Source organism: Streptomyces sp. NPDC059037, assembly GCF_042740015.1.
Classification (GTDB): Bacteria; Actinomycetota; Actinomycetes; order Streptomycetales; family Streptomycetaceae; genus Streptomyces.
The window spans coordinates 15,411-41,768 of sequence record NZ_JBHYIG010000044.1; the positions used below are offsets into that span (position 1 = coordinate 15,411).

At 67.2% G+C, this 26,358-nt stretch carries 26 protein-coding genes; 16 read left to right on the top strand and 10 right to left on the bottom strand.

Annotated elements, in window-relative coordinates; translation table 11 throughout:
• Positions 1–191: 191 nt before the first annotated feature.
• The 9 genes from ACFWY6_RS12360 to ACFWY6_RS12400 all read right to left on the bottom strand — a co-directional run bounded on the left by ACFWY6_RS12360 (position 192) and on the right by ACFWY6_RS12400 (position 8,856).
• On the bottom strand, positions 192–1,580 hold the full coding sequence (locus ACFWY6_RS12360) for a tyrosine-type recombinase/integrase (protein ID WP_384688254.1): 1,389 nt from the start codon (positions 1,578–1,580) through the stop codon (positions 192–194).
• Entirely contained in the window at positions 1,577–1,774 is a 198-nt protein-coding gene (locus ACFWY6_RS12365) for an AlpA family transcriptional regulator (RefSeq protein ID WP_172387188.1), read from the bottom strand. Before ACFWY6_RS12365 ends, ACFWY6_RS12360 begins: the two co-directional genes overlap by 4 nt.
• A 1,354-nt stretch (positions 1,775–3,128) precedes the next feature.
• A complete protein-coding gene (locus ACFWY6_RS12370; RefSeq protein WP_384688258.1) occupies positions 3,129–3,434 on the bottom strand; it encodes a MazG-like family protein in 306 nt (101 codons plus the stop codon).
• Between the two features lie 80 nt (positions 3,435–3,514).
• Positions 3,515–4,015, bottom strand: coding sequence for a hypothetical protein (locus tag ACFWY6_RS12375; RefSeq protein WP_384688262.1), 501 nt, complete (start codon positions 4,013–4,015; stop codon positions 3,515–3,517).
• The gene (locus tag ACFWY6_RS12380; protein WP_384688265.1) at positions 4,012–4,956 is read right to left on the bottom strand and encodes a nucleoside 2-deoxyribosyltransferase; all 945 of its coding nucleotides are present in this window, start codon (positions 4,954–4,956) and stop codon (positions 4,012–4,014) included. Before ACFWY6_RS12380 ends, ACFWY6_RS12375 begins: the two co-directional genes overlap by 4 nt.
• Before the next feature lie 22 nt (positions 4,957–4,978).
• A complete protein-coding gene (locus ACFWY6_RS12385) occupies positions 4,979–5,797 on the bottom strand; it encodes a PfkB family carbohydrate kinase (RefSeq protein ID WP_384688268.1) in 819 nt (272 codons plus the stop codon).
• 20 nt (positions 5,798–5,817) lie between these two features.
• Positions 5,818–6,639 carry a hypothetical protein gene (locus ACFWY6_RS12390; protein ID WP_384688271.1) on the bottom strand — a complete coding sequence of 274 codons (822 nt, stop codon included), beginning with the start codon at positions 6,637–6,639 and terminating at the stop codon, positions 5,818–5,820.
• Complete coding sequence (locus ACFWY6_RS12395) at positions 6,636–7,346, bottom strand: hypothetical protein (protein ID WP_384688273.1); 711 nt, start codon at positions 7,344–7,346, stop codon at positions 6,636–6,638. Before ACFWY6_RS12395 ends, ACFWY6_RS12390 begins: the two co-directional genes overlap by 4 nt.
• Entirely contained in the window at positions 7,330–8,856 is a 1,527-nt protein-coding gene (locus ACFWY6_RS12400) for a radical SAM protein (RefSeq protein WP_384688277.1), read from the bottom strand. The genes ACFWY6_RS12395 and ACFWY6_RS12400 overlap by 17 nt, the downstream gene beginning before the upstream one ends.
• A 215-nt stretch (positions 8,857–9,071) precedes the next feature.
• Here ACFWY6_RS12400 and ACFWY6_RS12405 point away from each other — a divergent pair, with 215 nt between their 5' ends.
• Positions 9,072–10,454 (top strand): hypothetical protein, encoded by a 1,383-nt coding sequence (locus ACFWY6_RS12405; protein ID WP_384688280.1) that lies wholly within the window; start codon positions 9,072–9,074, stop codon positions 10,452–10,454.
• Between the two features lie 5 nt (positions 10,455–10,459).
• Here the strand turns inward: ACFWY6_RS12405 and ACFWY6_RS12410 are convergent, their stop codons facing one another.
• Entirely contained in the window at positions 10,460–11,239 is a 780-nt protein-coding gene (locus ACFWY6_RS12410; protein WP_384688283.1) for an SDR family NAD(P)-dependent oxidoreductase, read from the bottom strand.
• A gap of 447 nt (positions 11,240–11,686) precedes the next feature.
• Here ACFWY6_RS12410 and ACFWY6_RS12415 point away from each other — a divergent pair, with 447 nt between their 5' ends.
• The 15 genes from ACFWY6_RS12415 to ACFWY6_RS12485 all read left to right on the top strand — a co-directional run bounded on the left by ACFWY6_RS12415 (position 11,687) and on the right by ACFWY6_RS12485 (position 25,833).
• Complete coding sequence (locus tag ACFWY6_RS12415; RefSeq protein WP_384688286.1) at positions 11,687–12,175, top strand: ATP-binding protein; 489 nt, start codon at positions 11,687–11,689, stop codon at positions 12,173–12,175.
• Between the two features lie 95 nt (positions 12,176–12,270).
• Positions 12,271–12,939 carry an HAD family hydrolase gene (locus ACFWY6_RS12420; protein WP_384688289.1) on the top strand — a complete coding sequence of 223 codons (669 nt, stop codon included), beginning with the start codon at positions 12,271–12,273 and terminating at the stop codon, positions 12,937–12,939.
• A gap of 92 nt (positions 12,940–13,031) precedes the next feature.
• Positions 13,032–14,798: a hypothetical protein gene (locus ACFWY6_RS12425; RefSeq protein ID WP_384688292.1), complete on the top strand. Its 1,767-nt coding sequence runs from the start codon at positions 13,032–13,034 to the stop codon at positions 14,796–14,798.
• Positions 14,795–15,751 (top strand): thymidylate synthase, encoded by a 957-nt coding sequence (locus tag ACFWY6_RS12430; RefSeq protein WP_384688294.1) that lies wholly within the window; start codon positions 14,795–14,797, stop codon positions 15,749–15,751. The genes ACFWY6_RS12425 and ACFWY6_RS12430 overlap by 4 nt, the downstream gene beginning before the upstream one ends.
• 8 nt (positions 15,752–15,759) lie before the next feature.
• Positions 15,760–17,478, top strand: a complete 1,719-nt coding sequence (locus ACFWY6_RS12435) for a carbamoyltransferase (protein WP_384688297.1) — start codon at positions 15,760–15,762, stop codon at positions 17,476–17,478.
• Positions 17,475–18,542 (top strand): hypothetical protein, encoded by a 1,068-nt coding sequence (locus ACFWY6_RS12440; protein WP_384688300.1) that lies wholly within the window; start codon positions 17,475–17,477, stop codon positions 18,540–18,542. The genes ACFWY6_RS12435 and ACFWY6_RS12440 overlap by 4 nt, the downstream gene beginning before the upstream one ends.
• Positions 18,543–18,638: 96 nt before the next feature.
• Positions 18,639–19,151, top strand: coding sequence for a topology modulation protein (locus ACFWY6_RS12445; RefSeq protein ID WP_384688303.1), 513 nt, complete (start codon positions 18,639–18,641; stop codon positions 19,149–19,151).
• 118 nt (positions 19,152–19,269) lie between these two features.
• Positions 19,270–20,028, top strand: coding sequence for a class I SAM-dependent methyltransferase (locus ACFWY6_RS12450; protein ID WP_384688321.1), 759 nt, complete (start codon positions 19,270–19,272; stop codon positions 20,026–20,028).
• The gene (locus ACFWY6_RS12455) at positions 20,028–20,789 is read left to right on the top strand and encodes a phosphotransferase (protein WP_384688323.1); all 762 of its coding nucleotides are present in this window, start codon (positions 20,028–20,030) and stop codon (positions 20,787–20,789) included. Before ACFWY6_RS12450 ends, ACFWY6_RS12455 begins: the two co-directional genes overlap by 1 nt.
• Entirely contained in the window at positions 20,786–21,442 is a 657-nt protein-coding gene (locus tag ACFWY6_RS12460; protein WP_384688305.1) for a histidine phosphatase family protein, read from the top strand. The genes ACFWY6_RS12455 and ACFWY6_RS12460 overlap by 4 nt, the downstream gene beginning before the upstream one ends.
• Positions 21,439–22,275 carry a phosphotransferase gene (locus ACFWY6_RS12465; RefSeq protein WP_384688307.1) on the top strand — a complete coding sequence of 279 codons (837 nt, stop codon included), beginning with the start codon at positions 21,439–21,441 and terminating at the stop codon, positions 22,273–22,275. The genes ACFWY6_RS12460 and ACFWY6_RS12465 overlap by 4 nt, the downstream gene beginning before the upstream one ends.
• Positions 22,276–22,350: 75 nt before the next feature.
• Entirely contained in the window at positions 22,351–23,301 is a 951-nt protein-coding gene (locus ACFWY6_RS12470; RefSeq protein ID WP_384688310.1) for an NAD-dependent epimerase/dehydratase family protein, read from the top strand.
• A 27-nt stretch (positions 23,302–23,328) separates the two neighbouring features.
• The gene (locus ACFWY6_RS12475; RefSeq protein WP_384688313.1) at positions 23,329–24,450 is read left to right on the top strand and encodes an adenosylhomocysteinase; all 1,122 of its coding nucleotides are present in this window, start codon (positions 23,329–23,331) and stop codon (positions 24,448–24,450) included.
• 4 nt (positions 24,451–24,454) lie between these two features.
• A complete protein-coding gene (locus ACFWY6_RS12480; RefSeq protein WP_384688316.1) occupies positions 24,455–25,021 on the top strand; it encodes an NUDIX hydrolase in 567 nt (188 codons plus the stop codon).
• A gap of 23 nt (positions 25,022–25,044) precedes the next feature.
• Positions 25,045–25,833, top strand: a complete 789-nt coding sequence (locus ACFWY6_RS12485) for a 3-deoxy-manno-octulosonate cytidylyltransferase (protein WP_384688318.1) — start codon at positions 25,045–25,047, stop codon at positions 25,831–25,833.
• Positions 25,834–26,358 lie beyond the last annotated feature (525 nt).

Sequence of the window (26,358 nt, forward strand, 5' to 3'; positions counted from 1 at the left end):
AACACCATATCATATCTTTTAAAATAAAACCCAAACAAAATTCGAGCTTCTAGGCTTTTAGCCCCCCCCCCCCCCCCTTCCACTCGGCCCGCTCAGCGCAAAGCCCGGTTTACGTTGTAACTCCCAGTTTCTCCCGCCGCTATCGCGTTCCTGACCAGCTCTTCCGGTCTATTTCCGGTCCAGATCCCGGCTCACCCGGCAGATGCCCCGCCCTGGCTGACGCGGTCCCACTCCGCCATGGACTGCTCGATGAGGCGGTTGGCCTGCTCCCGGACGCCGTCCAGGAACTTGGCGTAGTGGCGGAAGAGGACCTCGATGCTCTGGCCCGCGCGGCGAGCGCATTCGGCCGGGTCCACACCGGAGTACAGCCAGAACGAGATCCCGGCGTGCCGGAGATCGTAGGGCCGCTTGGCCAGCCCGGAGGCGAGTTCCGTGCGCGTCAGGACATACTTCCGCGCCCGCGCCCACGTCGTGCCGTACGCGGCAGCGTCCACGTAGTTGCCGGCCTGGTTCCGGAACAGCCGTCCGTCCGGTGCCACACCGAACCGTTCGATGTGTGCGAGGAGCATGCGCACGAACTGCGGAGGGATGGGCACCGGCCGGGTTGCAGTAGCCGCACGGCGCTTGAGCGAGTGCACCTCGTACACCGCGCCGTCGTCCGTCCACTCCTTTCCTGCGGTGACGACGCCGCCCGACAGGTTGAGCATCCCCCACCCGGTCTCGGGCAGATGGCACTGCTCGCGCCGGAGGTGGATGACCTCCGCCGGTCGCATGGCCGCGTAGTACATGCAGCCGAAGAACGCCTCCAGGTGAGGACCGCGTCCACGCAGTTCGGCGACCGCCGTGAGCAGGCGGGCGACCTGAGCTGGATTGGGGACGGCAGCCGGGTCCACTTCCTCGTTGACCGCCGGAGCGCTCCACCGGAGTCCCTTGAGAGGGTTCTCCGTGAAGTAACCTTTCTCCACAGCGGTGTTGAGAACTTCGTTGAACGCAGCCCGCTTGCGCCGCGCCGTCTTTGCTGCAGTGGCCTTGCCGTCCACCTTGCGGCACAGAGCATCCAGTGCCCACCGCAGTACATCGGCTTCCGCAAGAGCGCTGACCGGCAGGGAGTTCCGCCTAATCCAGTCCAGCGCCTTCCGCCACTCCTCGGTCGGCTCCTGGGCCCACGCGTTCTTGTTGAACGCCCACGAGTACAAAGCACGCCGCAGCACCCGCGGCTCCGGATAACTTGCACCGCGGTGCACCAGGGCAGGCGTGATCGTGGCGAATGCGTCGGCCAGAGTGCGGCGGGTGTTTCCCGGCGTACGGTCCCACCGCTGGTCGAGGTATTCGTGGGCAAGGTCGTACCAAGTCGTCCGCTGCTTGATAGCCCGCAGCTCGGACGCCGGCAGGCCCGTGCGCTCGTCGAACGGCTCGCCCTCGCGCGCCGCCGTCATGAGCTTCGCATGCCTGCTCTCGGCGAGCCCGACAGTGCTGAACGATTCTGAATTCTCGCGCCCGTTGACCGTCCACCGCACCTGGAAACGGCTGCGCCGGCCAGGGCGCTCGCGTATGTCCCAAAAGCGGACGTTGTAGCTCATCGCCAAGTGTCAGAATCTCTCTCGCATGCTTCCCACCAGGCGTCCAGGTCTGCGCGACGGCACCGGAGTTCACCATTGGGCAACTTGATCATGTGGGGCGCTTGCCCGCGAGCGCGCATTCGGTAGAACGCTGACGGGCTCATACGGATCTCCGCTAGAACCTCGGCGAGCTTCAGCGCGGGAGGGCGAGCCATGCAATATCACCTTCGTGTCGGTAATGGCTTCATGCCGGAAATCCAGGCCCACATACGCAGCACAGCTCCCCAGCTCTGCACGGCCACACCTCATGGAGCGGACGGGAAGAGGCAGCGAGGCATCGAGGATCGACGCAGCGTGGTTTTCCTCACGACACTCGGGCGAGCGGTCCGGATGGATAACTTGCGTAGCGGGCAGCCATAGCCGTGGCATGAAAGCGCGGTCATTGACGTACCAGCAGGTGGCAACATCCGCGCTATTACCTCCTCGCGAATGCGTGCGGCGCTGCCAACTGCGTCCGCCACGGCTCCACCGCCAAGCACAGCCGGGTGCGAACAACATCAATGCTCTGGAGAATCCCCGGTTTCGCTAACCGGGGATCGTCTGCTATGTATCGCCCAGCACGAAGGAAGCGCCCCTGGCGCTCGTGTCGTCTGCTTCAGGAAGCCAGTCGATAGGACCGGAGAGCAGGGGTCGCTCCATCCGTGACCAGCATCAGAAGCCCGTCTTCGGTGAGTCGGCTGAGGCTAAGGGCCACCACGCGCTCGGAGGAGCCAAGGGCTTGGGCGACGTGTCGAGTTGCGACTCCAGGGTGCACCGCGATGTGCGCAAGGACCGCTTGATCATGACGGTAGCCCCGTTGCACCAGGTCCTCGCCGAACAGTCCGGCCGCGCAAAGACGCATAGACACAGCGCCGTGGAAAGGGCACCGTATTCTTCCGACTCCTGTGCGGTCCACGCATTCAGAGCGCCGAGCGCCAAGAGGATGGGGCAGTGAAGCGGGCGGATCGGAGAGCGGGATTCGACAGATTTGCCTCCTTGAGACGGGCCTCGACGGTGAGACCGATTAGGACGGGAGTAAGGGCTGCCAAGGTGCCCGACCTGTCTGCCGGTCGGTCCGGAGGTCCGCATCCCTTGGCTGACCAGGTGTTTTCCGGGACGTTGTACGTTGACATGGTCTCGGAGGAGGTTCCAGTCCCTTGGGGCTCCTTCTCGTCTGCCGTGGGCGAATCCGCGCCGAGCGCGCTGCGGGCAGCCACTCCGCTGACCAACCTGACCTCGTGCCTCACCGCCCCCAGGTCAGGCGACGGCCCGTACTGGGGCGATAACGGCTTGCCCTGTGTTCTCCGCCCTCTGCTCTTCGCACGGGGCGGCCGCCGCATACCCCGGACACCGGACGCGATGCGCCACAGGCGCCCGGCCGCATGGTCATCGACCGTTCCTGGAGGCCGCCGCAAAGGTCCAGAGTGCGCCCCTTACGAGCCCAGCCCCGCACTCTGGGATGGCGAGAGGCCGGCGAAAAGAAGACGGGGATCCCGCGCTGCGCTGCGCGATCGGGCGAGCCGAGGTGCGTCAGCCTTCTCGCACGCGGACAGGCACTCCCTGTGCGTCGCGCCTGTACTCGCGCCGTACATTCTTCTCGATCTTCTGGGCGACCTCGTGGTCGAGGTCGATGCCGTTCATCTCGGCCAGGGCCACCAAGTACAAGAACACGTCGGCCAGTTCCTCGCCGAAGTCCGGCAGACGCTTGCGCCATGCAGTGAATGCCTCACCGACTTCGGCGTTCAGAAGCCCGAACTCCAGCGGCACGTCAGTGGTGTTGAACCCCTTCGCGTTCTTGTTCTCCCAGGCGAGCTTCTGGGCGGTCCGGATGTCCAAGGCTCCTCCGGGGCAGTACAGCAGTTGCTGCCGAAGCCTACCGAGGGCCAAGTGGCTCCCGCTGATGGATACGCGAGGTCTCACCCCGTGGAAGGAAGATCGAGTCTCGTCGTGTCGACGGTTTCCACGGGGCAGTACGACGCGAGCGTCTCGAAGGTGCGCTGGTAGATCGTCACTAGGTCCGAGATCTCGTCCAAGTCGGCGGCCACCCCGTCGCGCTGCCGCAGTCGCTGCTGTATCACGACTGGCGGTGCGGTCAGATGGAGAAAGACTCCGTTCCGGCTGACGACCGTCTCGGCGAGATCGATGGCCTGGGTCCAGGTGAGCCGTGAACGCCCGCGCAAAAGTGGACCGTAGACGAGTTCGCTCAGGAAGCATCGGTCGAGGAGCAGCTGGCCCGGTTGATCTAGAAGCTCCCGGTACCGGCTGACGAGATCCAGATGGTCCGGGGTGCGGGGCGAGTGGGTGATGGTGAAGCCGTGCTCGCAGGCCAGACGGTTCGCGAGCGTGGTCTTTCCGACGCCGTCACATCCCTCCAGGACCAGGGTCTGGTGTTTCACCGCCACCGTCTCGATGTTCATGACCGCAGCCACTCGTCGAGCGTCGCCGGATCGGATAGGTGCGTGGAGGAGGCGTACTGGATCATGAGGTTGCGCCAGTTCGGCTCGCGGCCGTGGGCGTGGGTGAAGGTGAGGCGGGGCTGGTACGCGGCGATCCGGGTTCCGCATGCTGACGCCGCCCCAATGAGCAAGGCCGCCCCTGGCGGTGTCTCCGGGCCTGACACGTCGGCGATCAGAACGTCCGCAGCAAGCGCATCGGTCAGATCCTGGTGTGCCGCCAGCACAGGGTCGGGGGCCGTGAAGCGGCCGGGAGTACGCAGCACATAGCCGGCAGCCGGAGCGAATGCTGTCAGAGCACCTTGCCAGGCCAGATACGGCGACTGTTCCACGAACGCCACCTTCTCGGCTCCGGCACACGGTGATGCGGTGGCGGGCCTGCGAGCGGGAAGACCGAGCAGCTCTTCGACGGCCGCTTCCAGTGCCCAGTCGAGCTGGCTCGCATTGCGGTCGGCGAACGCCTCGAAGCGGGTCTTGGCCGCGCCTGCCGACTGCTCGTCCGCCAGTCGAGCCACCCGGACGACGTGCGTGGCAGCCGCCTGCACGATCGGGTCGGGAAACTCGAGCCGGGGCCCGGCCGCCGCCATCGAGTAGGTCTGGAAGTCGGTCGTCACGACGATGACGGGGACGCCAAGGGCGTAGGCATAGCCCATCTCCATACACACGCCGTCGTCCAGACTCGGTCCATGCAGGATGGCGATCATGCCGGTCAGATTCCCCAGCCGTTCACGGTCCAGTTCGAAGAGACGCCGCCCTTTCACCTCGGCGACCAGGTCCTCCTCGTTGGTGTCGCAGAAGGGAAGGAAGACGTTCTCTGGTCCGATCTTGTCGGCGACCCGTTGTGCGAGTCGGGCGGCGAGAGCACGGTCATGGGCGGCGAACAGTCGGTGGGCAACGTAGTACACGGGGAGGCTCCCATCGAGGGGCTCAAGGCCGACGCGGAGCTGGTATGGGTATGGGCGGGGCCGAGACGTGAGCGGCAGCGGCGGCTGCAGCTGCTGGAAGGGCGATCTCCGGGGTGGCGCCGTGGGTGCGATGGGCGAGGTATGTGCCGGCCAGGGTGTCGCCGGCCCCGGTCACTTCGCCGAACACCCGGTCGGGCGGGTAGGTCGTCGCCGCAAGCTCTCCCCAGCGGTAGACACGCACAGGACTCGGGCCGTCGGTGATCACGACCTCGGGAAGGTCGGCGACGGCGACGACTCGGGCGAGGAGGCGGTGCTCAGCGGCGTTGACGAACACCGTCGTGGCGCTCGTCAGCCAGGGGGCTGCTTCGCACATCATCTGCTCTGCGCTCGGCAGAAAGAAGTCGAGGCTGAACTGGGCCGAGCAGGAGTCGAGGGCGTGCAGCAGCGCGGACACACGTAGGGGGCGACGGCAACACAAGTGGTAGACCTCGCCTGGGTGATTCGCGATGTGGTCGAGTGCATGGGATGTGCCAGCGCGCGACGCTCCGTACTGCGCATCCACGGACAGGAGTTGCCCCTGAGCGTCATAGTCCAGGGTGAATGCCGTTGACAGGTCCTCACTGACGTGCAGAGCGGACCAGTCGAGGCCCTCGACGATCACCGCGCCCGGCAGATCCTGCAGGTCTCGTCCGACGACGGCGATCGGCGCCGCAGCAGTTCCCGCTCGTGCTGCCGCCAGCGACACCAACAGCGAGGCTCCGCCCAGCTGCTCGCCGCCTCGGTCGTCCGGGTACCGAGTGCGGTCGCGCGAGATGTTGCCGATGACCGAAAGGCTGTTCATCACCCATCCCCCCGACCGATTCAGCGGTGGACGTGAGCACAGTCGACCACCCACGTGCAGAGCGGTCGGCGCGTGCACAAGCGCGGTGAAGGGGCATTCAGATAGAGCCGCTTGAAGTAGATCAGTACGAGATGCACCCACCAGGTCGGCTCGACGCCGACGGGAATGGACACCCGGTAGTCAAGAGCGTCAACCAGCTGCCGGAAGTCCACCGACCGGGCATGAACCCCTTCTTCAAGTAGAAATCGGAACTGCTCATGGGCCACGGCACCCGAATCCAGAGCTGCCCCCAGGGCGGGCGCCAGCTTGGTGACCATGCCCGAGTCGACCGGGATGATCCCGCAGTGATAGCCCCGGGCGTACAGCACGGCACACTGGGCGACCTTGAACGAGGCACCTCGCACCTCATGTGCGAAACCGTGGACCAGCGAGTCGCAGTCGGCATCCGTAGCGAGCGGATCGACGGACGCCTTCCCCCAGCTCCGCAGCAGCTCCGTGAGGGACCGAAGGTACGAGATGCGCGTCCGGCCAAGGCCGAGCGGCTGAACGACGCGAGTAAGCTCGCTGTCGGTGCTGGCAGCGAGCCGGTCGAATCCGAGAGCGTCGGCGTCGGCCACGACTCGTGCGTAGGTGTCAATCATTCGGTAGGAGACACGAGTCGACCAGCCCGCGACCGTCATCCGCATGCGCGGATCGGTGACCGCGGTCGGCCACCACCGGTTCTCGTCGTGGTTGGCCTCGACCTCCGCCTTGACGTCCGGAAGGCTCGCCGCGCACTCGACGAGGCGATGGATGCGGGCGACGTCGCTCCGGCTCGGCTTCGTACGGAAGGGCCGTTTCATGCGATCACTCCGGCGGAGAGTCTGGCCGCGTGCAGGGCAACGGCGAGGTTGGACGAGACCACCGGCCTGCCCAGCTCCTCCTCCAGGGTCCGGATGCAGGACAGCGTGTGCCAACCGGTGCACGAGAGCACCACCGCGTCGGCGGTACGCAACGTCTCCGGTGACAGCCGGTACAGCAGCGTACGGACATCAGCAGGCCGGACGTCGGCGTAACCGTCATCGAGACCCAGGCTCATGTGCGCCAGGACAGCGACCCCCGCGGTCCGCAGCGCGTTGACTTCCGAGCGAGTGACGGACTCGGGATACGGAGTGGCCAGCACCACTCGCGCGGCGTTGAGAAACCCCAGGGACCCGAGCAGGGTGTCGAAGGCGGTGATCGTCTCCGGTGGAAGCGGCGGGCCACCGGTGAAGCCTGCGGAGGTACAGGCCAAGATCGTCGTGTCGAGGGGCACGTGCGCCAACGAGTCCATGGCGGTGACGGATGCCTCGCGCAGGCCATGCCAGAACGAGGCATCCACGGCGGTCGTCCGGGACCTGGGGACGAGACGCGCGTAATGAAACACGGTGTGTGCCAGGCCCAGACGCGGCAGTTCACCCTCGACGGCCACGTTGGCCCACGGCAACAACACGCCCAGGCGAATGGTCCGCTCGGCCCGCGAGTCCAGCTCGGCAAGTAGGCCGAGCGTGCTCTCATACGGCGGGGGCAAGGCGTTCCCCGTAGATGAGGCGGGGAGCGTGGCCGGTCACTCGAAGGGTCGCTTCCGCGGCCACGGGGACGGAGACTCCCTTCTCCACTATCTGGATCGAGTAGGAGCCCAGTCGCCGGAACCAGGTACCGCGGTCACTCACGAAGTAGGAGTGAAGCCCCGGTACCTCCAGCCCACTTGGATAGACGCGTTGCTTCATCGGCTGATCCCAGGCGTGGTCGATGTCCGCCTTCCATGACGCGAAGTGCTCCGCCGAGGGCAGCGGTCCGGACAGCCCTTGCTCCGCGAGCGGCGTGCCCGGGAATGCGCGAACCTGCCTGACGTTGGTGCGATGGCAGAGCAGCCCGGCGTCAAGGATGTTCGTCAAATTCGTCAGGTTCGCGACGTGGGTCGCATGGGTCTCGCCAGGCAGTCCATAGATCAGGTTCAGCCCTGGGAGCAGCTTGGGAAGACTGCCGGGCCCGCGCTCGGCGCCGGCGTCGTTGATGTGCTCCACTGCGCGCCGCAGGATCTCGGGCGTGCAGGTGAGGGTGTTCCGCTCGATGACGGCCTCGTCGAAGCTCTCGATGCCCATCGGTGCGCAGTTGCCCTCGGTGCAAAACTCTGCCACCAGCTTGGCGATCCGAAGGCCGACAGGCGCCGCGACGGCGAGCGGATCGGCGTTGTCGATGTGCAGCACCTCAAGATCAGGGCAACGGTCCCGGATGCCCGCGAGGAGCGTGTGGATCGCGTCCTCGCTGCGGTGCTGATAGGAGAAGAAGCACGTCTGTTGGCCCAGCCGGAAATTGCGGACGCCCGCGTCGTAGAGCTGACCAGCCTCCTCGATCACATCGCCGACATCGCGGAAAGCGACGAGAGGCGACTTGCTCGGCTCGTTGCAGAAGGTGCAGAACCGGCGCCGAGTGCAACCGCGATACAACTCCATCTCGGCGATGGGCCGCCAGCGCATCTGGCCTACCAACCCGGCGAAGTCCCGGCGTTCCTTGCGGAGCATCCCGTACGCCGCCGGCGCACGACTGCCTGATGCGAGCACATCAGCGGTGAGCGTGTGCGTATGGACAGCATCGAACAACCCTGCGTACTCGGCAGGAGACTCCAGAGCATAGGTCGACAGAGGGCCGAGCAGGATTCGCTGCCCGCGCACGCAGGCCATCGCGCGAGCGATCTCCTGAATGCTGCCGTTGACCGCGTGCAGATGGACGCTGGGGACCTTGTCGCCGCCGATGACGACAACCCGGTCCGCCCGCTGAAGTAGATCGACGGCCTGCGTCCGGTTCGTGGTCGCGGAGTAGGTCATGGGATCGCTGAGGGGTGGGTCCACCGTCGGATTCCCCCCGGACAGGCACCAGCGCACGTCGTCGATGGTCAGATACCGCACGTCCGCCTCGGGCTGTGCCGTGGTCAGTGCAGACCAGGCCGCGCGTACGTACGTGGACAGGTAGGGAGGAACACCAAGTCCGCTCGGTTCCACGGTGAAGGCGTCCAGGATCACAACGATGGGCTTAGGCATGAGTCCCCTTCTGGTCGCCGCCGAACTCTCCGGCGGCTCAGTCCGGAGATGGCAAGGGGCATGAGCTCGCCACCTCTGGCGCGTCCCCAGTCTCGGCAGATGAGGTCCGCGATAGCAGGGGGCATCGGGGTTGTCCGGTTGTACAGGGGTTGTACTCGCGCGGCAGCCTGTCCAAAGGCTGGGACAGAGAGTGATCGCTTGGGCATCATCGACGTATGAGCGGTGAGACAGCGTCGAGCGAACCCAACAAGGCGCTCTTGGTCGTGCTGAAGGAAGCGGGTTGCTCGCACGCGGCGCTGGCTCGACGGGTCGTCGAACTGGGCCGTCGCCAAGGTGTGGTGATGCGCTACGACAAGGCGTCGGTCACTCGGTGGCTCCAGGGAATGCAACCCAGGGGACGGGCAACAGAGTTCATCGCCGCCGCGCTGTCCGAGATGCTGAATCGGCCAGTGGCACCAGCGGACTTAGGCTTCACCGCTGACCCGCTGAAACCGGTGATTACACGCGCCCTGTCTTACTGTGAAGACGTGGGTGAAACGCTGCACACGCTCGCCGAACTCGGATCCACCGCCATCTCCCGACGCAGTCTCCTCGGCACCGTGCCCTTTGTGGCATCTGCGTTGCTGGAGCCGCAGAGGCAGTGGCTGCTCTGGCTGCTGGAAGAGGAACAGCAGCCGACCCTGGCCGTGGTCGAGGGAGGCGGCCAGGTCGAACAAGTCCAGGCCATGATCAAGATGTTCGACCAGATGGACAACACCTACGGTGGTGGAGGAGTGCACTCCAGCATCGTGAACTACCTGACTATCGAAGTCGTACCGATGCTCCAGCAGCGCGGCGTCCCTCATCACCAGCGGAAGCAGCTCTTCACCGCCGGCGCGAAGTTGGCTGCGATGGCGGGTTGGTGTTCATACGACTCGGCGGAGTACGGGCTGGCCCTGTGCAACATGAACATGGCCCTCAGCCTGTGCAAGGAAGGTGGGGACCGGGTGCTCGGCGGGCAGATCCTCGCCGGCCTGTCGCACCTCTTCACCAACCTCGGCTATCCGCGCGATGGTGTCTCACTGGCTCGCGCTGGTATTGCCACCGCCAAGTCGACCGGCAGCCCGATGGGGCTGATGCGCCTCCATGCCATGGCCGCACGCGGGCACGCCGCCCTCGGCGACGGGCGGGCCGCCACGGCTTCGCTACACGCGGCGACCCAGTCTCTGGACGCCAGCCGGGGTGCCCTGCAGGAGTCGGAGTGGGTTCGGTATCTCGACCCCCACTACCTGGAGGCCGAAGCATCCCTATGTCACAGGGACTTGGGCGAGTCCGCAAAAGCGGAACGACTGGCTGACGCATCTGTCTCCGCGAACGCCGAGCGCCGCCGTCGGCAGGCAATCAGCCGGTCGGTCCTTGCCACCGCCCACCTTCAGCAAGGCCGCCTCGACGAGGCAATCAACACAGCCACCCACGCCTTGAACGGATTGAGCGGCGTCCACTCGGAGCGCTCCGTCCAGGCCCTCCGGGAATTCAGAACGCGGCTCGAGCCGCGCCGCAATGAGCCGATGGTTCGCGAATTCGAGCGGAAGGCAAAACCCATCCTCGGCGCCGCCTGACGAGATCAGTAACCGTCCGGGGTCGGTGCGTTCTGCGCCCGGTCGACAGGGATGTTAGCTCCTGAGATGCCCCGCGCCCGGTCCGACAGCAGGAACGCCACGACCTCAGCAACCTCGACCGGGGACACCAGCGAGCGAGCCGGGAACTCGTCCAGGAAACGCTCGTACGCCGCAGGATCCTCCGTACGCATGCGATCCCATCTCTTCCCGGGGATGAGCATCGAGCCAGGCGAGACGGCGTTGACCCGGATGTTGTCCGGGCCCAGCTCACGGGCCAGGGACGAGACGAGGTGGATCTGCGCCGCCTTCGCCGCTCCGTACTGTGCCTGGGGGCCTGGCTTCCATCCGGAGATCGACGCGATCACGACGACAGCACCGCCGCCTGCGGCCCGAAGGTGAGGAAGGGCCGCCGCGGCGAGGCGTGCGGAGTGCCCGGCATTCAATTCCCAAGTGGTCGTCCAGTCCTGCGCAGTCGACTCCCCCAGCGAACGACCAGCCGCTCCCCCGGCACACGCCACCACGCCGTGCAAGCCCCCGCGCTCAGCCACGGCGGCGTCGACGAAGTCCTTCAGCGCCGCCGCGTCCGTGACGTCCAACGGACCGGTGAACAAGGCCGGCAGGCCATCCTTCTGCACCGAGGCATTCAGCGCATCGAGGCGGTCCGCGTTCCGCCCGCATGTGGAGACGAGTGCGCCGTGGGACAAGAGCAGGCGCACGACCTGTTCACCCAAGCCACGAGAGCCGCCCGTCACGACGACATGCCGCCCCTGCAGGGGACCGGGCACGGCTCGACTCCCTACAACCACATCCGCCTCCGCCTCCGCCATAACACCCTCCGTTCCCATACAACCTATGCGCACGAGCGTGGCGGAATGCATCCCCAATGCCGACTTCATGGTTCCTGAAGTGCGCGGTTCGCTTTACCCCGTACCTCATGCGTGACATGGCGGGAGCTGCTCCGGCCGCCGTGATCAGCACCAGCAGCCGTACCGGAAGCGCACTCGGCTTCATACGGCGACGAGGTGCCCCTGGCGAGTAGTGAGCCTCACTTGCCGTTGGCCCCCACCACGGAAGGACCGCGCGCACCATGGCCAGCTCTACAGCACCCGCACGACCAGCCGCCACGGCTTCGGCGCCCGTCAGCCAGGGGGACGGGGGCATTCGGACGCTTCCGGAAGCGGTTGTCCGTCGACTCCTTGACGGACCCCGCCGGACGCTGTGAGGAGCCGGCAATGGTCACCGATCAAGCCCTAGACAGCGTCATCGGCTCAGTCGAGCGCCGGAAGAGTCTGACGATGGCGGCGAGCGACGGGGCACCACGTGAGGCCCGTGCCTTCACACGCGAGGCGCTCACGGACTGGGGTCTGGAAGACCTCCTGGACCGAACCGTGTTGATCGTCAGTGAACTCACTACCAACGCTGAGCTTCATGGCCGGTCTCCCCGAGTACCAGGCGATGCCGGGAACGAAGCCGTCGGCGACCTCGACGAGCACATCACGCTGACCCTCACCGCTCTGGCCGATGTGGTGGGGATCGAGGTGGAGGACAACTCCCCACGGCCGCCCACGCCACGGGTCGCCCCCGTCGACTCGAACGATGGCCGCGGGCTGCAGATCGTGACAGCCGAAGCCGACGCATGGAGGGCCTGCCTCAAGGCGGACGGCAGCGGGAAGCGGGTAGTGGCGCTCGTCCGGCGCTCGGATCCCAACCTCCCGATATAGCCCTTGCCCCTTGCCCCGCTCCGCCAGCCCCGGAGGTGTTCGCCACGCCCGTTCGGCTCTCACCCAGCACCTCACTTGAAACCCCGAGGGAGAAGATGAAAGCCCACGTTGGCCCGCACCATGTGCTGCTCCTCGACCTGGACGGCGTGCTCGTGGACACGCGTCCGGTCATGGAGTCGGCGTGGCACGCCGTGCAGGAGTCTCACGGAATCGACGTGCCTTTCGCGGAGTACGAGCGGCACCTGGGCCGCCCCTTCAACGACATCATGGAACGGCTCGAACTCACCGCCGTCGGCGGGATTCACGCAACCTACTCGCAGGCATCGGTGGCTGCCGCTCAGCTGGCGAGGCAGTTCGACGGCATCGCCGAGGTCCTCCACGCCTTTGTGGCCGCCGACTGGCGGCTCGGAATCGTGACGTCGAAGCCGCTTGACCGCGCGACGCCGCTCCTTGCCCAGCTTGGGTGCCCGTTCGCCACGGTCCGTGTCCCCGGTGGACAGGGGCGGGGAAAGCCCGCACCTGACCCGCTCCTGCTCGCCCTTATCGATCTCGGTGCTGACCCGGCGCACGGTACGTACGTGGGCGACATGGCGGTGGACCAAGAGGCCGCGCACCGCGCCGGCGTCTCCTACATCCACGCAGGCTGGGGATACGGGTGCCCTGGCACACCCACGCCTGATATCGCTCAGTCCCCGAAGGATCTCCTCCGGCTCCTCGACGCGAGCCATCGCTCCAGCACGCTCGTCGAGGGGAGCGTGCTGTGACGGCTCAACGTCGAAGCGCCCTTGGCATAGCCCGCGCTGAGTCCGGCGGAGAGCCCTCATGGGCGCTGGTCGGCGAAGCCGCCCTCGCCCGAATGCAGACGGACCAGGTCACCACGGTCGAACTTGAGACGCTGCCGCTCGACCGGCACGAGGTGGACCGGCACGTCGAACACCTGATGGCTGGGCTCGAAGCGTATTGCTCCCGCAGCACGACGACTCGCGGAGGCGCAGAGTGGCTGTACGTGCAGCACGTTCCCGTCCGGCGTCTGGTGACCCAACTGGTGCGCAAGTTGCTGGCGTTGAGTATGTGGACACCCTTCGCCCGATCGCCCGGCCTTCTGTCCCTCGCCCCTTACGAAGGACTGATCGGGATTCGCGACAGCAGCTCACGCGAGTACAGGGCGTACACCGTCACATGGTCCGGCGTCGCCTACACATTGGGGGCTCCAGCGCCGTACAACCCCATGCGCTCCGCGCTACTGCGGAAACAGGTGGCCTGTACGTCGGCTCCCGAGCCGTCGCTCGGTCCTTCTACCTTGAGGCTCCCCCGAGCCGACGTGGTGGCCCTGTCGTGGTCGTCGCGCCACGCGGGCACGCTGCTCCCGGTATTGGAGAAGCTGGCGCAGGACGGGCGGCGGAGCGTGCTGGTCGACCTTTCGACCGATCCGGCTGAGCGGTGCCCGAATCCACTGTCGAGATCCGTCATCGTTCATCGCGCGTCGCCTCGGCTCTTCAACCTCGACGGCGCATCCGACCAGCTGTGGCTCCAGGACGGGACGTACGACGGAAACCCTGCGGTAAACGTGCGCGATCATGCTGTGCGGCTGGAACGGTTGGCCCACCTCGCCGCTGGCCTTGTGCAGGTCGGAGGGGGGTGTACTCAGCCGTCCTGGCGTTCCATGGTGCGAGTGGAGACGTGGCTGGAGGGCGTGCTCGCGGCAGCCCGTCCGCACACGGTGGTCGTCAGCAACGACACCAGCCCCCTGGGCGCACTCGCTATTCACGTGTCCGAGCGCCATGGGATCAACACGGTTCACCTGCAGCACGGCGCGTGGACCGACGATTCGGTGGCGTGGCCCGCCCTGCACAGCCGCCACATCGTTGTCATGGGCGAGCGTGATGTCGCAATGGCGAAAGCCTGGGTTCGGCACCCCGAGGCCGAGATCCATGTGCTGGGCCAGCCGCGCTTCGACGCCCTCGCCAGCCTCGGCCGCGAGGTCCAACGACGCTATGTCCAGAAGCTGCTGGGCGCGGGCAAAGACCGAGGACCTGACCGAATTGCGGTTTGGGCGTGCCAGCCCTTCGGGCCTCAACGGCTCCGCGCTCATGCCGACCTCATTCTGGACGGGCTCTTGCGAGCCGACGGGAGATGGGGGCTGGTCATCGCCCCGCATCCGGCGCAGAGCGTGGACGTCTTCGATCGCCTGCTCCAGCGAGACGGCGAACCGCTGACCGCCGTGGCCGACCCCCGAGTGGGGGCACGCGGCTGCCTCGTCGGCGCCGACGTGGTCGTAAGCGCCCACTCCACCTGCGGCATCGAGGCCACGCTCTTGAACATTCCCGTCCTCGAAGTCGGCCCTCCTGGCGAGCGCACGCTGGGCCTCGCCGACCACGGACTCGCTCACCGATGCACCACCGCCGACGAAGTCGCCGATGCCCTGAGTGCGTTGCGCGGGCCGCACCCGCGAGCCGAGCACGTGACAACAGACGCCGTGTGCCGCTGGCGCGGAGACAGCGCCGCCGAGATCGCGCGCCTGATCCTCGACCGAGCCGACGCTCCGCGTCGTGCCCCCGACCATCACGATGCCCCCGGCTCCGAATCCGGACTGCCGCAGGGCGAGGGAGCCTCTACCCAATGACGAATCTGACCGCCGACAGCGTTGCCGAACTCTTCGCCGGTGCCGTGACCCTGGCCAAGAACGGGAAGAAGGTGAGCCCCCGCGGCATGGAGACGCGGGAGGTGCTCGATGTCCACATGCGGCTCACGCAACCACGGGCCCGGCTGCTGTACGCACCGCCCGCTCGGATCCTCAATCCCGCGTTCGCGGTAGCGGAGACCGTCTGGCACCTGTCTGGCTCCGACGCTCCCTGGATCTTCGACTACAACGCGCAGCTTCGGAAGTACGCCGATGACGGAGTCCTGCGCGGCGCGTACGGCCCGCGGATGCGTAACTGGGCAGGGAAAGTGGACCAGTTGCACCGCGTCGTCGAGATCCTCAAGGAGGACCCCGACTCGCGCCGAGCGCTGATCCAGCTGTACAACCCTGCCCAGGACGCAGCCGGCCACAGGGACGTGCCGTGCACGCTCGGCTTCCGCTTCCACCTGCGCGCTGGCCGCCTGCACATGTCGACCACCATGCGCGGCCAGGACGTGTGGATCGGGATGCCGTACGACCTGTTCTTCTACACGACCCTGCACGAGCTGGTCGCCGGTTGGCTCGACGCGGAGGTGGGTGAGTACCACCACCACGTCGGCTCTCTCCACATCTACGACCGCCACATCGACGAGGCCGACGGGCTCGTCGAGGTCACCGCCAGCGCCGTGATGCCCGAACTCACAACGAAATGGGAGGGCTTCGGCGACCTTCTCGACCAGGTCGAGGCCCGCGACGTGACCGGCCACCCGGGTTGGGATGCCATGGCCGCGACGATGCGCAGCTACCGGCTGTGGAAGGACGGACTGCACGAGCAGGCGCGGCGGGTGGCGGACACGATCGACGGACCGCTCGGCCAGGCCCTGGTCGGCTGGTACGGCGAACTGGACCGCCGCGCGAAGGCATCGGCACGCCCCGTCGAGGCGGGGGCGAGGTGACCACCGCCATGGATCACGTCCCGTCCGTCATCCTCGGGCTCTGCTCCTTCACGCATGACTCGGCCGCTGCGCTCCTCGTCGACGGGGAGCTGATCGGATTCGTCGAAGAGGAACGTCTCTCGCAGGAGAAGCACACGCGGGAGTACCCGCACCGGGCCGTCGAGTGGCTGCTGGGCGAGGCCGGGCTCGCGCCCGGCGACGTGGACGCCGTCGCGTACAACTTCCAACCGGCCCGCTACCTCGTCGAATCCCCCGCCGCCCTGCGCCTGACGCTCTCCGCGACGACCCGCAGTCGCGCTGTGCCGAGGGCCGCGGGCTTCGCCAAGGTCGCCCTGCGCACCCAACGACGGATTCAGTCCCTCGGCAGGCACTTTCCCGGCGCCCGGATCTCGCCCGTCCTTCACCACCGGGCTCACCAGCTCGCGGCCTTCGCAGCCTCCGGCTGGGACGACGCCGCAGTGCTGGTCGTCGACAGTCTGGGCGAGCGCCAGACCACAACCATCGCCCACGGCCGCCGTGCGAGCCGCCCCACCGTTCGCACCGTGGAGGCGATCAACGACCCGGCCTCGTTGGGTTACGTGTACGGGGCGGTCACCGAGCACCTGGGCTGGCGCCGCGGCGACGAAGAGGGCACCGTGATGGCCCTCGCCCCACTCGGCGACCCGGCCCGCTTCCGCCACCCGTTCGCCCGCGCCGTTCGGACCACCGCCACCGGCTTCGGCCTGGACCCGGCCTACTTCCCGCCGCGCGTCCTGTCCTCCGGATATCCCAGGACCTCGCGGCGCTTCATCGAAGAGACCTGCGGCGAGCGCCATCCGAGCGAGTCGCTCCAGGACGTCCATCGTGACCTGGCGGCGGCCTTGCAGGAGCGCACCGAGCAGGTCATGGTGCATCTGGCGCGGCGGGCCCGGTTGGTGACCGGCTCACGCCGCCTGTGTCTCGGCGGCGGTGTGTCGACGAACTGCGTGAGCGTCGGCAGGATCATCGAGGCCGGCATCTTCGACGACGTCTTCGTGCCGCCCGCGCCGGGCGACAGCGGCACCGCCATTGGGGCCGCTGTCGCTGTACACACTGACAGCGGCAGCAGGCGACCAGTCTCCGGCGTGGCCCGCACCTGCTATCTCGGCCCGTCGTACCCGGAGCCGACCCTCGACCTCACGCCGTGGCCGGGGCTCCAGCAGAAGGTCCTGGGAATCGAGGTCGCGGAGTTTCTCGCCGACCAGCTGGCCCACGGAATGATCGTCGGCCTGTTCCAGGGCCGCGTTGAGGCCGGCCCTCGCGCGCTGGGCAACCGCTCGATCCTGGCCTCTCCGCTGAAGGCAGGAGTCGTCGACAGGCTCAACACCACCGTGAAGTTCCGCGAGCCGTTCCGGCCCTTCGCCCCCATGGTCCTCGCGGAGCAGGCGAAGGAGTTCTTCACTCTCGGCCAGGAGGCGCCGTACATGTCCATGGCCTCGAGGGTGACGGACAAAGCCCGCAAGCACATCCCCACCGTCGTCCACGCCAACGGCACTTCGCGCCTGCAGACCGTCACCGTGCGCCAGAACCCCTTCATGTACGAGGTCCTGCGGGCCTTCGCGCGCCGGACCGGAGTCCCCGTTCTGATCAACACCTCGCTCAACGTCAAGGGCAAGCCCATCTGCGGAACCCCGGAAATGGCCCTGGACTGCCTCGCCAACTCAGGGCTCGACGCACTCCTGCTGGAGGGCCGGTGGATCACCAAATGAAGATCGGTTACAGCTTCTGGGGCTTCCTCGGCAACGGCATCACGGACACCCCCGACGGAGGCCGCAGCCATCGCCGACCGCTGATCGACGCTCTGCTCGACCGAGGCCACGAGATCGTCTTCCTGCAGGCCAACCGCGACCTTCTCGAAGCGGGCGATGACCTGGGCGGCGCCTACGCCTTCGACAGCGGAATGCCGGACATCGACGTTCTGTTCCTCGAATGGCGCTGGCCGATCGACGGTCGCAACACCACTGAATGCGGTGCCACGGACCATACGTGCGACCTCCATCGTCAGGCCGAACTCATCAAGCGGTACTCCGTTGCACGCGGCACGCCCATGGTGATCTGGGACAAGGACCGGCAGCTACGGCCGGACAGCCTCTGGCGTCGCGCTCCGCGGGTGGCCGTCTGTGAGGCGGCCCTCCAACCCACGCCGGGCGCGTACCAGTTGCTCTTCCCGGTCGCGGACCGGCTTCTGGACCAGGCAGATCCAGACGTGCTCGCCCGGCAGCCGCGCGAGATCACGCTCGGCTACGTCGGCAACCAGTACGTCGGTAACCGACAGGACCGTGACGAACACTTCGACCGCTTCTTCGCTCCGGCCGCCTCCTGCTTCGAGCACCAGGTCGGCGGCAAGTGGACGGACACCAGCCGCTGGCCACACGTCTCCTTTCTCGGCCGGATCCCCTTCGAGCAGGCCCACCACCTCTACAGCGGAGCACTGGCCACGGTCCTTCTCCTGCCGAAGCGATACGCCGAGGCCGGCCAGATGACCCAGAGGATCTTCGAGGCCGTGCTCGCCGGATGCCTGCCGCTGGCCCCAGCCGACATCCGCCAGGTCGAGCGGTTCGTGCCCGAAGCCCTGGTGGTGAGATCCGGAAGCCATGTGATCCACCAGCTCAACCGCCTTCGCGACATCGCGGGCACTCAGCGACACGTGGACCTGATCGCGGCTTGCCTTGACCGTCTGGGCCTGTTCCGCCTCAGCCGGCAGGTCGACACCCTGGAGGCCGTCCTCGACACCGTCGTGGGAGCGAGCGCAGGCCAGCAAGGAGCGGCCTGATGCAGTTGACCTGCCGGGGCACCGTGCCCGGATCATTCGTACGTGTTCCGACGGCCGTGCCGTCCGGACACCTGAGCACCCCTAGGGTGGAGCACCATGAAGAAGGTCGCCATCGTCGGCTGCGGAGGCAGCGGCAAGTCGTACCTGGCCCGCGAGCTGGGGGAGATCCTAGACGCCCCGGTAACGCATCTGGACGCCGCGTTCTACGACGACGAGTGGAACGAACTACCGATGGAGAAGTTTGCCGAGGTACAGCGCGAGCTGGTCGCTCAGCCGAAGTGGGTGATCGACGGCAACTACAACTCAACGGTGCAGATCCGACTCGAAGCCTGCGACACCGTCGTCCTCATGGACGTCTCGACGCTGGCCGCCCTGTACGGGGTCTTCTCCCGCCAGATCCGCCATGGAGCCGGGCACAAGGGCAACGGCGTGCACAACCGCATCCACTGGGGCGTGATCAAGTACGTCGCGACATACCGCCGCAAGATGCGCCCGCGCGTCATGGCCAAGATCGAGCAGTTCGCGGCGGGGCACGCCGATGTGGTGCTGCTGACCGGGCGCCGACAGACCCGGCGCTGGTTGCAGAAGGTGGCCGCCGAGCAGCACTGACCAGCCAGCGCGCCCGAGAGGGGTGCGCGGCATGAGCGTCAATCCCTTCCTCGACCCTGCGCGCCAAGAGGACCTATACGGGCGCGCCTCTCGGCTGGCCGGGCGATCCAACGCGTTGATGCGCGCGAAGATCTCCGGTGCGCCGGTGCCGGACACACTCGTCCGGTTGGTCCGAGCCCACCGCGGCGAGCCAGCGAGGCGCCTCGAACTCGTTGTCGATATCGGCTGTGGGCGAGGCACGAGTAGCCGAGTCCTCGCCGAGCAGCTCCGTCCTGCCCGGCTCGTCGGCCTTGATGCCGCTCCTGCCCTGATCGCGGAAGCCCGGAAGCGCGTGGGCCGAATCCGTGGCGTACAGGTGGGCTTCTTGCAGGGCGACTTCCACCGGATGCCGATGCCGGGTTCATCCTGCGACCTGGCCGTCGCGGCCTTCTGTCTCTACCACTCGCCCCGGCCCGAAGACGCCATCGTGGAGATCGCCCGTGCCCTCCGCCCCGACGGCTTGAGCGTTCTGGTCACCAAGGCGCTGGACAGCTACCGGGAAATGGACACCCTCTTGGCCGCCGCCGGCCTCGACCCGCGGGCGGAACATCACGAGAGCCTGTACGCCGCCGCTCACAGCGGGAATCTCGCCGACCTGGCGAAGCAGAACCTTGACGTGCTCACGGTTGAGCACGAGGAGCATCGCTTCACCTTCGACGGGCACGACCACGCGGCCGAGTACCTCGCCACCAACCCGAAGTACGACCTCGCCCCTGGCCTGTACGGCAACCCGGGCGCGCTGGCAGCCACGCTCCACGAATTCATCCCGGACCGCCCGATCACCACCAGTTCCGTCATCACGTACGTGGTGGCACGGACGCGAGGAGCCCGGTCGTGATGCTCACCCACTTCACGAAGCACTACGACACCCCCGGTCAGATCGCCGCTGCTGCCCGGCACTACGCCTGGATCGCTGCCCACGCCCAGCCTCTGCGGCAACCGGCACTGACGGTGGTGGGTCCGACGAGTCTCACCTTCGAGCGGATCCAGGGGCGTCCCGCTCAGCAGGGTGACCTGTCACGACTGGCTCGGTTGCTGGGCGACGCCCACGGCGCCGCGTGGGCCAGTGACCTGCGACCTGCTGCCGTGAACATGCCGCACACCTTCCGGGACGGGACGCTCTTCGTCGACTACATCGGCCCGCGCGAGGTGGCCCTGCGAAAGCGGCTGGAGCAGGGCTACCTGCCGGACAAGATCGCCCTCCAGGCGATGCTGGCGCTCCTGGAGAAGACCGCCGAGGGACCGACCGCCTTTTACAAGGACTGCAATCCCCGGAACTTCGTGATCACCGAGGACGGCACGGCCTTCGTTGTCGACACCGACGACCTCACGCTCGCTCCGTTCGCGTACGACCTGGCCAAGCTGATCGCGACGCTGATCATGACATACGGCCCGCTCCCCGCAAGCGCCGCAGACGAGGCCCTGGGCACCTACAACGAGGCTGCCTCACGCCACGACGCGCGGCTCGGCACCACTGACCGCGAGCGCCTCGATGACTTCCTCGCCCTGCACTCCGTACTCACTGCCCCGTACGCCGGGCGCAACGGCTACCGCTATGGCTGGCCGTTCCAGCGCCCCCGACTCCAAGGTCCGGCATGATCACCACCGAACTCATCTTCGTCCGCCACGGCGAGGCCCAGTGCAACGTCGACGGCGTAGTCGGCGGCCCTCGAACCTTCACCGGGCTCACGAACCTCGGATACGACCAGGTCGAGCGGACTGCGGCACGGCTGGCTGCCGAGCACCAGCAGCACCGTTTCACCGCGCTCTACGCCGGCCCTCGGATTCGGTTGCGGCAGACCGCGGAGATCCTCAGCCAGTCGCTGAAGATTCCGCTCCGCACCGAGGCCGGACTCGACGGCCCGGTGCACGGTGCAGCTGACGGCAAGCCCTGGACCGAGGTCAAGGACGCGGCCGACGGCGGTCCACACGCCCATCCAGATACGCCTTGGGCAGAGGGGTCTGACACCTGGAACGGCTACCTGCAGCGCGCAGGCAGCCTCCTCCAAGAACTCATCGCACGCCATGAGGGGGATCGCGTGCTCTTCGCCGCGCACGGCGAGACCGTGATCGTCGCGCACACTCTGCTTCTCCAGATCCCTCTAGGGGCGCCGGCAGGCTTCACCATCTCCCACGGATCAATCACGCGCTGGCAGCACCACCTCAACCGGCTCGGGCAGAGGCGCTGGGTGCTCGACCGGCACAACGACACCGCACACCTGGCGGCCTTATCAGCGAAGGCCACGTCATGATCACGGACCTCTCGGACCCGCGTGTCGAGCTTGCCCGGCAGACGGTCGGAGCGGTGAGCGTCGTCGCCGACCCCACACTCCCGCCCCGTCTGCTGCGTCTCGCCGACGCCCACGGACGCATGTACTTCGCCAAGCAGCACAAGAACCGCGAGAGGTACGTCCGGGAGACCCTCGCCTACCTGACGTGGGGACGTCACCTCGAAGGGCATGCACCGGAACTGATCGGCCGACACGACTCCACGCGCACCTTGCTGGTCACCGCCATGAGCGGATCGAACGTCGAGACCTTCTCGCCTGCGTCGTCCGAGGAGGAGCAAGCGCATCACGACGCCGGCGTCGTACTGGGCAGACTTCACCGCGCGACAGCCGTCGCCCGCACCGGGGCGATCGGAGCCGACCTCGCGCAGCGACTCCTCGGCTGGATGGGCCGGGCGGACCGGATCGGCCTTCTCTCTGTGGCGGAACGCGGCAGCCTGCGGGAAGCCGCCGACGCCCTCTCCGGCACCCTCACGGATAGCGCGGTCTGTCACCTCGACTACCAACCCAGAAACTGGATCTTCGGAGAGCGGTTCGGCGTCTGCGACTTCGAGCACATGCGTCGCGACGCACGCGTACGCGACTTCACCCGGCTCGAGTTTCGCCGCTGGCAAGCGGCGCCCCACCTGCGCGACACCTTCTTCATCGGATACGGCACTCCTCTGACCGACACCGACCAACGCTTACTGGAGCGGTTCGGCGCCATCGAAGCCATCACCGCGCTCGTGCGCGGACACGAACAAGACGACCCCGTCCTCAGCGCCCACGGCCGCACCGTCCTCTCCCGTCTGAGCTGAACCAACCACGCCCCTGGAGACAGCCCCGTGTCAGCACACGCACCCACCCCTCACTGCTCGGTTCTCCGCCGAGCGGTGGTTACCGGAGCCGCCGGATTCATCGGCTCCCACCTCGCCCACGCTCTGCTTCAGTCCGGCACCATCGTCATCGGTGTCGACCGCCGGGATCCCGCCACCGACCAGATCGCGGCGGCCAACCTCGCTGGCCTGCAGGGGGTTCCGGGATACATGCACATCACCGCAGACCTGCTCAACTGCGCGGTCGACCCGCTCCTCGTCGAGGCGGACGTCATCTTCCATCTGGCCGGCGTGCCCGGAATTCGGCCCTCCTGGGGACCGCGCTTCACCGAGTACGTCGCTTCGAACATCCTCGCCGCGCAGCGTGTGATGGAGGCCGCCTCTCGCATGAGCGTCCCCCGACTGGTGGTCGCCTCCTCCTCCAGCGTCTATGGCCCGACCAGCGGTGGCGCCAGCGTTGAGACCGATCACCTGCGCCCCGCATCGCCCTACGCCGTCACCAAGCTCGCCGAGGAACACCTGTGCCTCGCGCACGCCGCCCGCGCCGACTGCCCTACGAACGTGGTCGCCCTGCGGTACTTCACGGTCTACGGGCCCCGGCAGCGCACTGACATGTTCACCCACCGTGCCCTCCACGCGGCCCTCGCCGGCCAACCGCTCCGCATGTTCGGCGACGGGCACCAGCGCCGGGATTTCACCTACGTCGACGACGCCGTAGCCGCCACCATCGCCGCAGCCACTGCTCCGAACGCCACGGGCGCCTTCAACATCGGCGGTGGCTCCAGCGCCTCCCTGCTCGACGTCATCAACATCGCCAAGAGCCTCGTCGGCCGCGACCTCCAGATTCACCAGGAGCCCGCGCGCAGCGGAGACGTCCTGACGACCCGAGCCAACCCCGCTCGTGCCCACGAGGTTCTCGGCTGGCAGCCCCAAGTCGACCTGCACAACGGGCTACGCGCTCACATGCAGGCCCTGGCCCAACCCGTCGGGTACAGCGCAGCAGCCTGATCGCCCCCGTGACTACCAGGAGTTGCCGTGGAGAGCCCCGAGAAAGCACGGTTGGACGCCTTCTTCCGCCGGATCACCGCGAAGTTCCCCATCGGCGGGCAGGTCACGGCCCTGATCATCACCCACCTACTCCAGGAACGCCCGGCGTTTCTCCAGGCCATGTCCCGGATCGCCGCCGTCGGAGCCGTCCTCCCCAAGCCCCGCTCCATCGACCAGCGGACGCTCGACGAGGTCCGGCGCAGCCATGCCGTCCACGACCTCAGTCGAGAGCTGTTCGCCGACGAGACCCGGGCCCTGGAGTACCTGGAAGACACCGCTGCCGGAACGGACGTGGTCCTTCTCGACATAGGTGGCTACTTCGCGCCGAGCCTCCGCACACTGGTCGACAAGTTCTCGGGCCGAGTCCTCGGAGTCGTCGAGGACACCGAGAACGGCCACCAGCGGTACGCCGCGCTCGGCGACCTGCCTTGTCCCGTGATCTCCGTGGCCCGCTCGCCGCTCAAGGAGTGCGAGGACCACCTCGTCGGCCGATCCATCGTCTTCTCCACGGACGCCCTGGTACGCACCCGCGGTGACATCCTCACCAGCCGCGCTGCCTGCGTCATCGGATTCGGCAAGGTCGGTCGCGCCATTGCCCAGACCCTTCGTGCCCACGACCTGCGCGTCACCGTGTACGACAGCGATCCGGTCAAGCGCGTACAAGCCCACGCCCAGGGATTCTCAACAGCCGGATCCTGCACGGAAGCTCTCCGCGGCGCCGAGCTGGTGCTGTGCGCCACCGGCAATCTGGCGCTACGCCAACATCATTTCTCAGCGCTGCACAACGGCGCTTACGTGGCATCCGTGACCTCGTCGGAGGACGAACTCGAACTCGGCTACCTGGACGACCTATATCAACGTACGGCGGTAGCCGAGGAGTTGGCCCGATACGAAGTCACCGGCCACTACTTCTACGTGCTCGCCGACGGCGGCGCGGTCAACTTCGTCCACGGCGCGGCCGTCGGCTCGTACATCCACCTCGTCCAGGCCGAGATCCTCGCCGCAACCACCGCGCTGAGCCGGAGCGGCCACGCCCCTGGGCTCCATGCAATGTCCCAGACCGACCGCCAGACCATCGCCGAGATTTGGCTCGACCAGTTCGACAGGTGATCCCATGCCCCCGTCCCCCGACCACGTCCGCAGGACCGCCGAGGCGTACCTCGACCGCCACCCCCGCGAACGAGACGGACTCGCCCCACTCTTCGCCACCCTCGCCGGGGCGGGCGACCCGACGCACCGTAATACCTTCCCCGCCCACGTGACCTGCAGCGCCATCGTCGTCAACGAGAACAACAAGGTGCTTCACATCCAGCACAACCAGACCGGGAAGGCACTCGCGCCCGGCGGGCACAACGAGCAGAGCGATCCCGACCTCGCCAGCGCCGCGCTGCGCGAACTCGCCGAGGAAACCGGCCTCCCTCCCGAGGCCGTCTCCCCCATCCCCGGCTTCGAAGCCGTTCCCCTGGACATCGATGTGCACGACATCGAGGCCAACCCGGCAATGGGCGAACCCGCCCACCAGCACATCGACTTCCGATTCCCTTTCCACCTCATCACCGAGCACCCCGTGGCCCTGCAGGCCGAAGAGGTCAGCGGCTACGAGTGGCGGACCTTCAACACAGTCGCCTCACCAACCGTCCGGGCCAAACTGGCCCTCCTCCCGCGCACCACACACCCCTGATCGCCCATTGACGGGAGAATTCCGTGGCCGCCACCACGATCAATCCGCGCTCAACATCACGTCGCCACATAGCAGTTATCCCCTGCCGCTGGGGAGCATCACGATTCCCCGGCAAACCACTCGCCGCCTTGGACGACAAGCCCCTCATGTGGCACGTCTATCAACGCTGCACAGAAGCGAAGCGCCTTGATGAAGCCCTGGTCGCCACGGACGACGAGCGCATCGAGGTCGCCTGCCGCGAACTCGGCATTCCCTGTCTGATGACCGCCGAACAACCCACGGGAACCGACCGGGTCGCAGAGTGCGCGCAGCGGATCAAGGCCGATGCGTACATCAACGTCCAGGGCGACGAACCGTTCATCAGCCCAGCCGCGATTGACGCCGTGTCCGACGCATTGGTGCACCTGGAGCCCGGGATGGTGGCCGCCAATGCGTATGCAGAGCTGGACGAAGTCTGGTCCGTGCTTGATCACAATGTCGTCAAGGCCGTCGTAGGAAGCAGCGGGGAGGCGCTGATGTTCTCCCGGCAGCCAATTCCGTATCCGAAAGGCTGTCGGCCAACCTACCTGCGCCAGCTGGGCCTCTACGGCTTCACGGGCGATGGACTCCGTCTGTTCCGGCGCCTCCATCAAGGCCCTCTGGAGCAGGCCGAGGGCATCGAGATGCTTCGGCTCGTCGAGCACGGATACGGCGTGCGGATGCTCCGCGTGAGCGACACGGAATGCGCGGTGGACACGCCAGAGGACCTTGAAAGAGCTCGCGCGAGACTGCGGGAGGTTTCCGGGGGGCCTGGCAGGGCTGCGTCGTCCTGATCAGCCGCAGCCTGACGGTGAGACGAGTGCTTGCCCCGCTGGGTGGTTGAGGTTCACCCTGAGGTCAGAAAGCACCTCGGCATCACCGGACGGGGGCGCGCCATGGTCGTCAAGCGAAGGCGTCGCGTCGGCAGGAACGACCGCGCCTGCTCCTCCCGACCGCGAGGAGCGTGCGCTGCGTGCACACCATGTGGGCGCAGACCCTGCTCCGCCTGGCAAGGGCCGGTCAGCATCGTGAAGTTGGGCCGCACGGTGATGACGTATCGCGGCTGTCTGCGCCGGTCACTGTCCGTGTCCGCGGCGATGGCCGGGCTGCTGCTCGGGGGCGCACTGACGGGTGTGCTGCTGCCCACAGCGTCGGCTGCCGCAGTGCTCGCACTTCTGTGGGTGGTCACGACGGTGCGCGTGGTCCGGCTCGTCCCCTCCTGTGGTTCTCCGGGCGGCGGCCCGGGTGCGGGCGGCGCGGGTGTATGCGCACCACGTCGGCCCAAGCCCTGTCCCCCCAGCGGAGCAATGTCCCTGCCC

Coding starts and splice junctions, on each gene's coding strand:
- ACFWY6_RS12415 (WP_384688286.1), top strand. CDS start 11,687: ATGGTCACCGATCAAGCCCTAGACAGCGTCATCGGCTCAGTCGAGCGC.
- ACFWY6_RS12480 (WP_384688316.1), top strand. CDS start 24,455: ATGCCCCCGTCCCCCGACCACGTCCGCAGGACCGCCGAGGCGTACCTC.
- ACFWY6_RS12435 (WP_384688297.1), top strand. CDS start 15,760: ATGGATCACGTCCCGTCCGTCATCCTCGGGCTCTGCTCCTTCACGCAT.
- ACFWY6_RS12375 (WP_384688262.1), bottom strand. CDS start 4,015: ATGAACATCGAGACGGTGGCGGTGAAACACCAGACCCTGGTCCTGGAG.
- ACFWY6_RS12400 (WP_384688277.1), bottom strand. CDS start 8,856: ATGCCTAAGCCCATCGTTGTGATCCTGGACGCCTTCACCGTGGAACCG.
- ACFWY6_RS12465 (WP_384688307.1), top strand. CDS start 21,439: ATGATCACGGACCTCTCGGACCCGCGTGTCGAGCTTGCCCGGCAGACG.
- ACFWY6_RS12425 (WP_384688292.1), top strand. CDS start 13,032: ATGCAGACGGACCAGGTCACCACGGTCGAACTTGAGACGCTGCCGCTC.
- ACFWY6_RS12420 (WP_384688289.1), top strand. CDS start 12,271: ATGAAAGCCCACGTTGGCCCGCACCATGTGCTGCTCCTCGACCTGGAC.
- ACFWY6_RS12405 (WP_384688280.1), top strand. CDS start 9,072: ATGAGCGGTGAGACAGCGTCGAGCGAACCCAACAAGGCGCTCTTGGTC.
- ACFWY6_RS12385 (WP_384688268.1), bottom strand. CDS start 5,797: ATGAACAGCCTTTCGGTCATCGGCAACATCTCGCGCGACCGCACTCGG.
- ACFWY6_RS12390 (WP_384688271.1), bottom strand. CDS start 6,639: ATGAAACGGCCCTTCCGTACGAAGCCGAGCCGGAGCGACGTCGCCCGC.
- ACFWY6_RS12430 (WP_384688294.1), top strand. CDS start 14,795: ATGACGAATCTGACCGCCGACAGCGTTGCCGAACTCTTCGCCGGTGCC.
- ACFWY6_RS12460 (WP_384688305.1), top strand. CDS start 20,786: ATGATCACCACCGAACTCATCTTCGTCCGCCACGGCGAGGCCCAGTGC.
- ACFWY6_RS12450 (WP_384688321.1), top strand. CDS start 19,270: ATGCGCGCGAAGATCTCCGGTGCGCCGGTGCCGGACACACTCGTCCGG.
- ACFWY6_RS12445 (WP_384688303.1), top strand. CDS start 18,639: ATGAAGAAGGTCGCCATCGTCGGCTGCGGAGGCAGCGGCAAGTCGTAC.
- ACFWY6_RS12440 (WP_384688300.1), top strand. CDS start 17,475: ATGAAGATCGGTTACAGCTTCTGGGGCTTCCTCGGCAACGGCATCACG.
- ACFWY6_RS12360 (WP_384688254.1), bottom strand. CDS start 1,580: ATGAGCTACAACGTCCGCTTTTGGGACATACGCGAGCGCCCTGGCCGG.
- ACFWY6_RS12455 (WP_384688323.1), top strand. CDS start 20,028: ATGCTCACCCACTTCACGAAGCACTACGACACCCCCGGTCAGATCGCC.
- ACFWY6_RS12365 (WP_172387188.1), bottom strand. CDS start 1,774: ATGGCTCGCCCTCCCGCGCTGAAGCTCGCCGAGGTTCTAGCGGAGATC.